Annotated in this window: 12 protein-coding genes; 3 read left to right on the top strand and 9 right to left on the bottom strand. The window is 39.0% G+C overall.

The features are described from left to right. Positions 1-199 precede the first annotated feature (199 nt). The gene (locus F0161_RS02805; RefSeq protein WP_150203659.1) at positions 200-1,597 is read left to right on the top strand and encodes a DHA2 family efflux MFS transporter permease subunit; all 1,398 of its coding nucleotides are present in this window, start codon (positions 200-202) and stop codon (positions 1,595-1,597) included. Between the two features lie 128 nt (positions 1,598-1,725). Here the strand turns inward: F0161_RS02805 and F0161_RS02800 are convergent, their stop codons facing one another. Genes F0161_RS02800 through F0161_RS11785 form a run of 3 tightly spaced genes read right to left on the bottom strand, consistent with a single transcriptional unit; the run spans position 1,726 to position 3,549 of the window. Beyond that, the gene (locus F0161_RS02800; RefSeq protein ID WP_150203658.1) at positions 1,726-2,367 is read right to left on the bottom strand and encodes an NAD(P)H-binding protein; all 642 of its coding nucleotides are present in this window, start codon (positions 2,365-2,367) and stop codon (positions 1,726-1,728) included. A gap of 51 nt (positions 2,368-2,418) precedes the next feature. Then, a complete protein-coding gene (locus F0161_RS02795) occupies positions 2,419-3,336 on the bottom strand; it encodes an oxidoreductase (protein ID WP_150203657.1) in 918 nt (305 codons plus the stop codon). Positions 3,337-3,354: 18 nt separating this feature from the next. Then, entirely contained in the window at positions 3,355-3,549 is a 195-nt protein-coding gene (locus F0161_RS11785; protein WP_150203656.1) for an oxidoreductase, read from the bottom strand. 135 nt (positions 3,550-3,684) lie between these two features. Here F0161_RS11785 and F0161_RS02785 point away from each other — a divergent pair, with 135 nt between their 5' ends. Continuing rightward, positions 3,685-4,245, top strand: coding sequence for a TetR/AcrR family transcriptional regulator (locus F0161_RS02785; RefSeq protein WP_150203655.1), 561 nt, complete (start codon positions 3,685-3,687; stop codon positions 4,243-4,245). A gap of 128 nt (positions 4,246-4,373) precedes the next feature. On the opposite strand, the gene F0161_RS02780 is transcribed toward F0161_RS02785, so the two are convergent. Genes F0161_RS02780 through F0161_RS02765 form a run of 4 tightly spaced genes read right to left on the bottom strand, consistent with a single transcriptional unit; the run spans position 4,374 to position 8,166 of the window. Then, a complete protein-coding gene (locus F0161_RS02780; protein ID WP_150203654.1) occupies positions 4,374-5,444 on the bottom strand; it encodes an ABC transporter substrate-binding protein in 1,071 nt (356 codons plus the stop codon). After that, positions 5,441-6,265: an ABC transporter permease gene (locus tag F0161_RS02775; RefSeq protein WP_137601727.1), complete on the bottom strand. Its 825-nt coding sequence runs from the start codon at positions 6,263-6,265 to the stop codon at positions 5,441-5,443. The genes F0161_RS02780 and F0161_RS02775 overlap by 4 nt, the downstream gene beginning before the upstream one ends. After that, complete coding sequence (locus F0161_RS02770; protein ID WP_150203653.1) at positions 6,262-7,071, bottom strand: ABC transporter permease; 810 nt, start codon at positions 7,069-7,071, stop codon at positions 6,262-6,264. Before F0161_RS02770 ends, F0161_RS02775 begins: the two co-directional genes overlap by 4 nt. A 9-nt stretch (positions 7,072-7,080) precedes the next feature. Beyond that, on the bottom strand, positions 7,081-8,166 hold the full coding sequence (locus F0161_RS02765) for an ABC transporter ATP-binding protein (RefSeq protein ID WP_137601725.1): 1,086 nt from the start codon (positions 8,164-8,166) through the stop codon (positions 7,081-7,083). Between the two features lie 127 nt (positions 8,167-8,293). Here F0161_RS02765 and F0161_RS02760 point away from each other — a divergent pair, with 127 nt between their 5' ends. Further along, entirely contained in the window at positions 8,294-10,726 is a 2,433-nt protein-coding gene (locus tag F0161_RS02760) for a Xaa-Pro dipeptidyl-peptidase (RefSeq protein WP_150203652.1), read from the top strand. Here the strand turns inward: F0161_RS02760 and F0161_RS02755 are convergent. Further along, the gene (locus F0161_RS02755) at positions 10,689-11,237 is read right to left on the bottom strand and encodes a biotin transporter BioY (protein WP_225423183.1); all 549 of its coding nucleotides are present in this window, start codon (positions 11,235-11,237) and stop codon (positions 10,689-10,691) included. The genes F0161_RS02760 and F0161_RS02755 overlap by 38 nt on opposite strands. Further along, the gene (locus tag F0161_RS02750) at positions 11,230-12,204 is read right to left on the bottom strand and encodes a biotin--[acetyl-CoA-carboxylase] ligase (protein WP_150203651.1); all 975 of its coding nucleotides are present in this window, start codon (positions 12,202-12,204) and stop codon (positions 11,230-11,232) included. Before F0161_RS02750 ends, F0161_RS02755 begins: the two co-directional genes overlap by 8 nt. Positions 12,205-12,296: the final 92 nt, after the last annotated feature.

Raw genomic sequence — 12,296 nt, 5'->3', positions numbered from 1 at the left:
TCATTCATTAAAAATTTCGTGTATAGTATTATCCTGTTAGCTTCATCACGTCTAAAATAGTAGCGTTGATCCTGAGGAATCTTCGTGAGATGTGCCGCCAATTAATTCAAGTTACCCACAATTTTTTGGATGCAGAAATAACAATATTTAATTATATTCTCGGGTATATTTCTGAAATCAAAAAGGAGTACTTTTTATTATGGACACATCTAATCAACAAATCTCGACTCGCGTATTCTTGGCAATCATTGCCGCTGGAATTATGTCATTTTGTGGTGTAGTCGTTGAGACCGCCATGAACATCACTTTCCCAACTTTAATGAAACAATTTGGAGTTTCCACTAACACTGTTCAATGGATGACGACCGGTTATCTATTAATTGTGGCAATTGTCGTTCCGCTATCAGCCACCTTAAAACAAAATTTTAAAACTAAATCACTATTTTTATGTGCCAACTTAATGTTTATTCTTGGTGTGGTGATTGATTCAATCGCACCGACTTTCCCCTTGTTATTGCTTGGCCGAATGATTCAAGGCTTAGGCACTGGAATTGCCCTTCCCCTAATGTTCAACATCATCTTAGAACAGGTCCCAATTCATAAAATTGGAACCATGATGGGGATTGGAACGTTAATCACCTCTGTCGCTCCCGCAATCGGTCCGACATTTGGCGGTAGTGTGGTTAGCTCCATCGGCTGGCGTTATATCTTTATTTGCCTGTTACCGTTGTTAGTAGTTTCATTAATTTTAGGTATTTTCAATATTCAACAAAAAAGTAAAATTGAACACAATAAATTTGATTTACTTGGTTTTATCTTCATTACAATCGGTTTGGCCGGCTTAATTTTTGGGATGAGTAACTTAGGTAGTGCAAGCTTTGCCTCGCCCAGTATCGGTGGTGCCTTTATCCTTGGTGCCGTTGGTTTAATCTTGTTTGTTTGGCGGTCACTTAAAATTGATAATCCTATTATCAATTTAGCCTTACTCAAAAATCTAAACTTTAGTGGTCATGTAATTGCCTTTTTCGTCATTCAAATGGTGTTATTAGGACTCTCATTCCTATTACCAAACTTTATCCAGTTAGTTAATCATGATTCTGCCATTTTAGCAGGGCTGGTTGTTTTACCAGCAGCGTTAATTGGTGCCGTTTTTGCACCTTTAGGCGGACGTATTTTAGATCAACTGGGTCCAAAGATTCCGCTGACTTTAGGTTCAGCTATTGTTTTTCTCTCATTAATCATCTTCTGTTTACTTGGTAATACCATGTCCAACCTATTAATTGGATCACTGTTCTTCTTATTCATGATTGGAATTGGGCTGAACCTTGGGAACTTAATGACCAATGGATTAAAACAAGTTAGTAGCCATTTACGGACACAAGGAAATGCCATTCTAAGCACCACCCAGCAATTCGCTGGCGCAGTTGGTACATCTTTATGTGCTGCCTTAGTTGGTGCCAAGCAAACTAGTAACGTAACTCTAGCTCATGGGACTGCCTTGGGAACTCATTCCGGGATGATTTTCTTACTAGTTGGGATCATCATTGAGTTAATCGTCATTGTCAAAGTCGTCGATTTCCCATTTAAAACTAAATAATTGAACCAAAAAAATAGGCTTCTGAAAGCAAAATTACTTTCAGAGGCCTTGTTTTATAAAAAAGTAATAGTTCCAGATATTATAAATCCGATGCTAAGCTTTTCTCAATTTGAAATTATAGTGATTTGTTAATAGAAACTGGGCTTGTCCCAATCCGTATCAGACTCACCTAATCCTAGGCTTTCACGATGATAATTCTGTTTGCCATCCACTAAATCTGTCACAAACCGTGCGACTGCTTCACGAGTTACTTGTGATTCTCGTAAGGGTTCTCCTTTGCGTGTTACATGCACGTTAGTATTTCCTGGTTCGTCGTATAACCACGTAATTCTTAATATTACATAATCCAAATCACTTGCTTCAATTATTTTTGCAGCTGCTTGTGGACCACCTGTGTGTATTTCTTTCGTGTGAGCTTGATACCAAGCTTTGAATGGCCCTTCTACTTCATCATATATATCTGGAATATTGGCAGCTATATATCGAGTCACACCTAATTCATCCATCATAGACACAATGTTTTGAGTAAGGTCACCCCAGCCAACAAAGCTTAAATAAACCATATCAACAGCTGCCATTGCTTGTTTTAATTTACTTAATTCGTCAAAATCACCATCAACAAATTCAACACGTTCATCAGATAAATTGTTTAATCTCTTTGAGACATTGCGCCCATATAACACTACATTTAAATTTGTTTGTTCTAATATATTTTTTGTAACTAACTGTCCTATTTGGCCAGCAGCTCCTAAAATTAATACACTTTTCATTGTTTGTCACCTCATCTTTATGACTTATCACTAAATTATGAAATTACTGTTTCAATACTTTAATCCTTTAAGCAGAATTGCTTTTGCCCAATCAGTTAAAGTAGCATATGTCTTCAGCAAGCCATCAGACAAGCCAATCTCCTTTAATCTTTCAAAAGTCATCGTTGTAACGATTTCATCTTCCTTTTTGTCAATCACCTTTGCCGTAAATTCTGGATCAATCAGAGCTTCACGTGCAATATATACTCCTTCAGCATTGTCCAAGGCAGCCATGCCATCCGCAACTGTATGAATTTGTGAACCAATGAAAACTGGAGCTTCACCTGAAATTTTGTCAAATAACTCTGCAAATGATTCATTATAACCTTGGGGCATTGCAGCATAATTATACTGCAGTCCGGTTAGTGATACGTTAAGGTAGTCAATCCCAATTTCGACAGCTTTCTTGGCCTGAGCCAACATCTCGTCAACCTTATATCCAATATTTTCTCCATGGATCTCTTCAGGACTAATTCGCCATCCAAGGATAAAATCTGCTTGCTTATTATCATCAATGACTGCCCTTATGGCTTTCAACACAGCAAGTGGCAATTCCATACGGTTACTTAAAGACCCACCCCATTTATCGATACGTTGATTTGAAAATGCTGAAAAAAATTGTTGTAAAAGATCGTGATTTCCATTATGAATTTCAACTCCATCAAAACCCGCATCAATAGCACGTTGTGTCGCCGTAGCAAAATCGTCAATAATCTTGTTAATATCATCGTTAGTCATTTCTTTTACATCATAATCTAGCCACGGAAAATCCATTTTACTTGGTGCAATAGCTTGATAATCATTGTTCTGTGAATACGCACTTTCACGTCCACCATGAGCCAGTTGTAAAATAGCTTTCCCATTATCTTTTTTCATCGCCTCTGCCAATCTGGATAAACTAGGGATTTGCGAGTTTGAATTAACACCCAACTGGCCTGGTTCGACAAATCAATTATCACTGACACTAGCATAACCAGTTACAATTAACGAAGCTGCACTTGCATGTGCGCTCATATATTTCACTTCATCTTCAGTAACTTTTCCATCTTCATCGGCTGATATATCACACATTGCCGCCATCATAATACGAGTTGGCAAGACAACCTTATTTCGTAAAGTTAGCGAATCACTCAATTTTCTCAATTTAAAGTCCTCCTAGTTGAAAATAAATATTTTTACTATAAAATAGTAAGCAACATAACAAGGACCATCTTAGCAACACACTATATAACAATCTACATACAAAACATTGAAAGTGTATGGAAAGTAACATATGCCATGGCTGAGTCAACCAAACAACATATTATTAAAACATTTTTGAACCTATCTCAAAAAAAGTCTCCAGAAAAAATTTCTGTCTCTGCAATCATGACTGCGAGTAACATGCAACGCGAAAACTTTTATTACTACTTCACAGATCGTGAATGTTTAATTAAAGACACACTGACCTATTTACTTTTTGACTCGTTTTCTCATCTACTCAAAAATGAGTCACTTTCAAAAGTTAATAAACGTGTATTGGAAATGATTAAAGAAAATCGAAATTTTTACACTGACTTACTCTCTCCTCGAAATGAGTTTAGTTTTAAAATGACTTATTGTCATACGTCTGTGGAGGTCATGCACGCATATTTATTAGAAAATTTTGGAGCTGAGATTTCAAAAGAAGATTTATTTGCTATCAAGTTATATGCATATGGTCAAAATAGTATCATGTATGAATGGCTCGATGCGGGTGCACGTGAGCCTGTCGATGAACTCGTAAATTTACTTGATGCCAGTCTACCAGCCCGGTTGCAACAATATTTTAAAACTAATACTAGGTCAATCACCTATTAAATTAAAAGCAACATCATTTTATATAGCAAAAGGCTGCTCTCGTTCACACGCAGAGCAGCCTTTTGCTATAAATTTTAATTCAAACTATTTATTACAATTTACTAAAATTACCCTTATTTCACAGCCTTTTACTTACTCATCTTAAATTCTAAGAATAAATCATTATAGTTGCCAATTACTTTCAGCGGTAAATCTTTGTAAACTTCTAAGTTCTTAACCGTTGATTCAGCTGGATAAAACTGTTTATCGTTACGCACATCCGCTGGTAAGTATTTCAATGCAGCTTTATTTGGGGTGGAATAACCGATATATTCAGCATTTTGCGCCGCGTTTTTAGGCTCCAACATGAAGTTAATAAAGGCATAGGCTGCAGCCTTATGTTTGGCCGTTTTTGGAATGACAATATTATCAAACCACATATTACTGCCTTCATCCGGCACTACATAATGTAAATGCTTATTATATGACATCATTTCAGATGCTTCACCAGAATATGTCACCGCGATTTTAGCTTCATTTTGTTTCATGTACATTTTAATTTCATCGGCTACCACTGCTTTAACATTAGGCATTAACAAATTCAATTTTTCTTGAGCACTTTTGAGTTCACTGTAATTGGTTGTATTCATACTATGACCTTGGGTAATCAACGCCACGCCTAACATATCGCGGGCACTATCGGTCAACATGATGCTCTTTTTAAACGCTGGATTCCATAATTGGTCCCAATGCTGTACCTGGTCAGCTTGTACAAATTGATCGTTATAAACAATGCCTAACGTACCCCAAAAATAAGGAATGGAATAATCATTATTCGGATCAAACGACAAATTGAGAAAACGGGAATCGATATTCTTATAATTACTTAATTTTGATTTATCAATTTTTGCAACTAAGCCACTTTTAATCATCCGTTGGACGGTGTAATCACTAGGCACGGTCAAATCATAGCTCGTCCCACCCTGCTTAATTTTAGTCAGCATCGCTTCGTTACTATCAAAAGTTTCATAAACCACGTGGTAACCAGTTTGCTTTTCAAATTTAGTGATTAAATCTGGATCAATATAGTCGCCCCAATTATAAATATTGAGAACTTTTTTTTCATTGGACGTTGTTTTGGCATTCATTTGGTGATTCAAACCGGCTATGACCGCACAAACCGCTAAAATGCCAACGAAGATTGCGATTAATTTTTTCATTGGGCATTCGGTCCTTTCATCATCTTATTCCGATTAACACGGCGTGAATGGCCGTAACGTTCCAAGACGTAATAGCCAACCACTAATAATAACGACACCAAGAACATCAAAGTCGATAGCGCGTTGACTTCCAAGTCAACGCCTTGACGCGCACGAGAATAAATCTCAATCGAAAGCGTTGAAAAGCCGTTCCCAGTCACAAAGAATGTCACCGCAAAATCATCTAGTGAATATGTGAACGCCATAAAATAACCCGCAAAAATGCCAGGGGTAATAGTTGGTAAAATTACCCGAGATAAAGCTTGCCACTTTGAAGCGCCTAAATCATAAGCTGCATCGATCATCGTGCGTGGCATTTCATTAATCTTGGGGAGAACCATCAAAACCACAATTGGAATTGAAAAGGCAATATGACTCAATAAGACTGATGTAAAGCCTAATTTAAATCCTAAAAAAGAAAAGAAAATCAAGAAACTGGCACCAATAATGACGTCTGGTGAAACCATCAAGACATTATTAACCGACAGGACCGCATTCTTAGCGGAACGGCGCTTCAACTGATTAATCCAGAGTGCGCCTAATGTGCCAATTAGTGTTGCCAGCAGCGAGGACAGTAGCGCTATCACCACCGTGTTCAGCACAATTGAGATCATCCGTGTATCTGACAGTAACGTCGTGTAGTGCTTCATGGAAAAGCCAGTGAATTTATCCATCGTGGCTCCCGTATTAAACGAGTAAAAGATTAGATACGCGATCGGCAAATAAATCACAATAAAGACGAATACTAAATATAAATTACTCAACTTAAACTTTGCTTTCATCGCGATTGACCTCCTTTACTCTTGCGTTCACGAGTCAAGAACATCACCACGAACATCGCAATAATCAAAATCACGCCAATTGTGGAACCCATCCCCCAGTTTTGCGTCACTAAGAAATGCTCTTCAATTGCCGTTCCTAACGTAATCACGCGATTTCCACCAATCAATCTGGTAATCATGAAGAGTGATAAGGAAGGAATAAAAACCGCTTGAAACCCAGACTTAACTCCTGGCATCGTCAAAGGCACAATCACCCGCTTAAAGGTTTGCCATGCACTGGCTCCTAAATCACGACTCGCATTAATCAATGACGGATTAATTTCATCCAAGGAATTAAAAATCGGTAAAATCATAAACGGAATTTCAATATAGGAAGCAACGAAAATAAAGCTAAAATCAGTGAACAAAATTTGATGTGAACCAGCCCCAACAAACCGCAAAAAATCATTTACCGAACCATTTTGACTAAAAAGGCCAATAAATGCGTATGTTTTAAGTAGGAGGTTAATCCAAGTGGGTAAAATGATTAATAACAACCACAAACGTTTATTTTTGAGGCGGTTCAACAAGTATGCCGTTGGATAGCTAATTAATAAAGTAAAAAACGTAATTAAAAAGGCATACCAAATCGAATTGAAGGTCATTTTTAAATAGGTCGTCGACTCAAGGTACGAAGTATAATTGCTAAACGTAAAATGACCGGTAATGTCAAATAGCGATTGATACAAGATTAAGGCCATCGGTGCAACGACAAATAAGGCAATCCACGCTAGATATGGAACCATAAAAAATGATTTTTTCTGCATCCCCATCACCTATTCCTCGTAACTATCTAAACGGGCATCGAACGTTTCTTCATCCTCACCAAAGCGCATGATATGAATGTCTTCTGGATCAAAGACTAACCCGACTTGTGCACCAACCGTGGTTTGATGAATTGAATTGATTGTCCACTCATGGTCATCAGCATCATGGCCAGTAATTTGATAATCGACCCCACGAAATAATTGTGAGTCGACAGTCACTTGCATCTTACCCTTATCAGCCGAAGTGATATCTAAATCTTCAGGACGAATGACAATCTCTACTGGTTCGTTTGGTCGCATCCCCGCATCGACACATTCAAAATCTTTATGATCAAAATGGACTAAATAGTCCGCCGTCATGGTACCCGGCACAATATTACTTTCACCGATAAAATCTGCGACGAAATGATTAATTGGCTCATCATAGATATCCACGGGTGTGCCACTTTGTAAAATGCGTCCATCATTCATGACAAAAATTTGGTCACTTAAGGCCAACGCTTCTTCTTGATCATGAGTCACAAAGATAAACGTAATCCCCAATCGTTGTTGGAGGGCCCGCAGTTCAACTTGCATTTCCTTCCGCAACTTATGGTCTAGCGCCGATAGTGGTTCATCAAGCAACAACACTTTGGGTTCATTAGCAATCGCTCTGGCAATTGCAATCCGCTGCTTTTGGCCACCAGACAAGGCGTCAATCTCACGATTTTCATAACCACTCAATTGCACCATCCGTAATGATTCAGCCACTTTTGCTTGGATGTCCGTCTTACTCATTTTCTTTAATTCGAGGCCAAATGCAATGTTTTGGCTCACATTGAGATGTGGAAAGAGTGCGTAATCTTGGAAAATCGTATTAATTGGCCGTTTATTAGCTGGTGTTAAGTCAATGCGTTTACCTTCAAATAAGATTTCACCACTGGTTGGATCCTCAAAGCCCGCAATCATTCGTAAAATCGTTGTTTTACCGCTCCCGGAAGGGCCCAGCAAAGTATAAAATTTACCCGATTCAATTTCAAAATCAATCTTTTTTAGGACTGGTGTATCATCATATTTCTTACTAATATTTTTAAATTCAATAATTGGATTTGCCAATTTTGTCCCCCATTTCAGCGAACTGTTTGCCTACCGCAATTCAGTTCTCTCTGTTACACTTATCCTAATTAATTATACGTATTTTGTAGCGTGATACCAACACTTTCACTCAAATCAAGGAGATATTATGAAAAATAATCAATTTGCAATTATCAAACGGACTCACCAACAAAAAATTAACGAATTAACGACCATTGGTTTCTTAACTGGAGAACCCACCATTAACGTGACGAGTCTTTGGAATCAATTTTTAACCCTGTCATTTCCAGAAACAACGGATGAAGAAACCATGCAAACCAACTTGGAGAATTTATTAGCGACACCGACTAAAAATCTCCTGCAATTTATTTTAGATGATGAGCCGATAACCACTGATATTTTCTATCTAGTCGCCTTACAACTATTACAATTTGAACCCGACGTTGATTTTGATCTTCAACATCCATTGGCAGCGATGGAAACTATTCAGCTCCCATTTTTAACGGCTACGACGTGGAATGAAAGTCAATTAATCGACGCATGGTATTTACTCCTTAATACACACACCAAGAATGGCCAAACATACCTTGATTTATTAACCGCTCGCGGTTTTTTGACACCCCTATATGCTTTACCAGCCACGCAAAAGCCCATCTTTTTCAACGGAAAAGCGTTGGCGGTGTTTGATCCAGTCCAACTAATTCGCGAAGTCGTTTACGTTGAAGCTCCACTAGATACGGATAATGATGGCCAAGCCGATTTACTCAAAGTTGAAATACTGCGTCCTAGCGATACGAATGAAGGATTAAAGGTACCAACCGTTTATACTGCTAGCCCATACAATCAAGGGACTAACGACGAATGGGGCACGAAAGCCACGCATGATGTCAGAGTGCCAATCAAACACAAAACTGGTCAACCCGATATGAATACCACGGAAAACTTTAACCAGGAATTTACTACTAAACATCCAAGTAAGGAAGCTCGGACGGCTACAGAAACTTTCACTCGGGAAGCTTCGTATACCCTCAATGATTATTTAGCTGTTCGTGGTTTTGCGGTAGCTTATGCTGCCGGGATTGGAACTAAAGATTCTGATGGCATTCAAACCTGCGGCTCACCGGAACAAACCATTGCAACCATTGCCGTAATTGAATGGTTGACTGGTAAACGAAAAGCGTACACCACGCGAAAAGGTACTACCGAAATCAAAGCTTGGTGGTCTAATGCGAAAGTCGGGATGACTGGCCGTTCTTATTTGGGTACCCTGGCAACCGCCGCTGCTACGACTGGCGTTGAAGGACTGAAAACTATCATCAGTGAAGCTGCCATCTCAAGCTGGTACGATTATTACCGCGAAAATGGATTAGTAATTGCTCCGGGTGGCTTCCAAGGCGAAGATGCTGATGTCTTAGCTGCTGAAACGATGAGTCGTACCAAAAATCCAGCCGATTACCAACAAATTAAAACCTATTTCAATGATTATTTGACCAAAATGCAAAGTGACATGGACCGCATTACTGGTAATTACAACGGCTTTTGGGCACAGAGAAACTACCGGCCAGATATTAAAAACATCAACGCCGATATTATGATGGTCCAAGGATTAAACGACTGGAATGTTAAACCTAATCAAGTCAAGGCACTGTGGGATGCCTTATCCAGTGTCAATGTTGACCGGAAGTTAATTTTGCATCAAGGTGAACATATCTACATTAACGCCTTTCGTTCAATTGACTATACCGATATCGTCAACTTATGGCTCTCCAATAAACTTTACGATGTCGATAATGATGCGTCACAATTACCTGACTTAATTGTGCAAGACAATGTCACTCCAGAAACTTGGAACACATACGCCGAATGGGAAGAAAATCAACCAACCGAACTCTTTACGATTGGTGAACAAGGACTGGGAACAGAAAAGCTAACCACCAGTGCAACAGTCTCATTTGTGGATAAATGTCCCAACGCTGAATTTGAAAAATTTTCGAAGGAACCAAACAATTGGCAAACTGATTTAGCTCAACCAAATGATATTTTGCAAATCCATGATCCAGCTAAACTCCGGTTTATGACCGTGCCACTGCGGGAAGACTTGCTGCTTCGCGGTACGCCAACCCTTAAACTGTCAGTTTCATCATCCATTGACCACGGATTAATTAGTGCACAATTAATTGATTTCGGATTACAAAAACGCTTCAATATTAGTCCAACTATGCTACAAAAAAAGGGCCTTCAACTTGGTCATCAGTGGCGCGAAGATGACTTACGTGAATTTACCCTTGCAGCTAAAGAAACTGATTTTAAAATGATTTCATTTGGTCATATCAACTTACAAAACAGGATCTCTCCCGCCCAAGTTGATGAATTAATCCCTAATCAACTCGTCGACTTACAATTTGACTTACAACCAATTTTCCATCATATTCCAGCTGGTCATTTGATTGGTTTAATTGTTTTTGGCACTGATTTTAGTATGACGCAATTAGATAACTCTGAAGCCATTAAATATACCATCGAAACCAACGAATCATCACTGATTATTCCGAGCGTTGCCCCATATTCAGCGGAATCTTAATTTTAACTAAGACTGCGCGAGCAACTACACTCGCCAGGACAGCTTTAATGACGGCTGGAATCAAGAATGGAATTGTACCGGCAATAAACGCGGCGGGCCAAGCCATCTGGTTGAAAAACTTCAACCAAATCGTTCCAAGTACCAACTGAACCAGCGCCCCAATTAAGTTACCCACAATTAAATATGGCACCGTATTTTTGCGACGCAAACCAATTACAATCCAAGCTTGAACAAAGAAGGCAAAGATAAACCCGCCAGTTGGCCCAAACAAGATACCCACACCACTAGTGCCACTAGCAAACACGGGAATTCCAATCAAACCTAGTAAGATGTAACCAATCAACGTCCAATTGGCAATTCGATAATCCACCAGGGAAGCCAACAGGCCCACTGCGAACGTTTGCCCCGTTAAGGGTACCAATGGCAATGGAATCACCACTTGTGAACACAGTGCGAGGAAAATAACGAGTTCTGCCGACCAGATTAAACCTCTTAATCTCTTTCTATCCACGATAGTCACCCTCCTGTAAATTCAATTTAGTAATTTCTCCGGCATTAACGGTGACTACCTCGGTAGCAGTCTTTAATAATAAAGCGCCATCGTCATTAATGGTTTCCACTTCACCAGTCAAAACTCGATTACCAATTTTAACTTCAACATTTTTACCGATTACCAAACTGCGTTGACGGTATTCATCCATAAAGTTACCATCATCTAAGGTTGGCAACATTGTATCAAAAGCATCAATAATTTCACTAGCAACTTGGTTCCGATCAAGTTGCTTTTTTTGTGTCGTTAAGGCGCCAACTTTATTTTTTAATTCCGGCGCAAGCAAATCATTTTCAACTAAGTTAATCCCAATACCGACAATGACACTCGATAGTGTACCGGTTTCAAAGTTAGTGACAGCTTCAGACAAAATGCCGGTCACTTTATGATGATTAACAATTAAATCATTCACCCATTTGATTTCGACCGTTACGCCAAATAATTTTTCCAATACTTGTGCAATCACCACGGCTGTGGCAGTGGTCATTTTGCCTGGATTAATTTGCCCATTAATCGGTAATAAAAAGCTAAGATACAAGCCTGTTTCTCCGGGGGAAAAGAAATTACGACCAAAGCGTCCATAGCCTGCGGTTTGTTGATTGGCAATCACGACGGTTAGCTGGCCCGGATTAGTGGCAGCTAATTGCTTAGCGCGAATATTGGTAGAATCAATTTCGTCATAAACCTCAACTTGCCAATCTGATTTAATGCTAGATTCGATAATCGCTTGACTCAGTTTGAGACCGCGCGAATATAAATAGCCTTTGCCAGATTGACTTTCAATTGTTTGCCCATGAGCCTGCAACTGTTGAATAGCTTTCCAAATGGCAGTACGGGAAACCCCTAATTCATCGACTAACTCCGCACTAGTCACCCATTGATTTGCATGTTGATTTAGATACGCAAGCACTGTTGATTTTGTATCCACGTTTTTTCGCCTCCGTTAACCTTATTTTATTTTAGGTTAACAGACCGATAGCTCATTGGCAATCTCTTTTTAAATGCGCTACACTTATTTCA

It is taken from the genome of Paucilactobacillus nenjiangensis (assembly GCF_008632615.1).
GTDB lineage: Bacteria > Bacillota > Bacilli > Lactobacillales > Lactobacillaceae > Paucilactobacillus > Paucilactobacillus nenjiangensis.
The sequence above is the reverse complement of the archived record's forward strand: the minus strand, read 5'-3'. Positions and strand labels throughout refer to the sequence as shown.

Excerpts from the sequence above, each read along its gene's own strand:
- F0161_RS02805 (WP_150203659.1), top strand. The coding sequence starts at position 200 with ATGGACACATCTAATCAACAAATCTCGACTCGCGTATTCTTGGCAATC.
- F0161_RS02800 (WP_150203658.1), bottom strand. The coding sequence starts at position 2,367 with ATGAAAAGTGTATTAATTTTAGGAGCTGCTGGCCAAATAGGACAGTTA.
- F0161_RS02785 (WP_150203655.1), top strand. The coding sequence starts at position 3,685 with ATGGCTGAGTCAACCAAACAACATATTATTAAAACATTTTTGAACCTA.
- F0161_RS02780 (WP_150203654.1), bottom strand. The coding sequence starts at position 5,444 with ATGAAAAAATTAATCGCAATCTTCGTTGGCATTTTAGCGGTTTGTGCG.
- F0161_RS02775 (WP_137601727.1), bottom strand. The coding sequence starts at position 6,265 with ATGAAAGCAAAGTTTAAGTTGAGTAATTTATATTTAGTATTCGTCTTT.
- F0161_RS02770 (WP_150203653.1), bottom strand. The coding sequence starts at position 7,071 with ATGCAGAAAAAATCATTTTTTATGGTTCCATATCTAGCGTGGATTGCC.
- F0161_RS02760 (WP_150203652.1), top strand. The coding sequence starts at position 8,294 with ATGAAAAATAATCAATTTGCAATTATCAAACGGACTCACCAACAAAAA.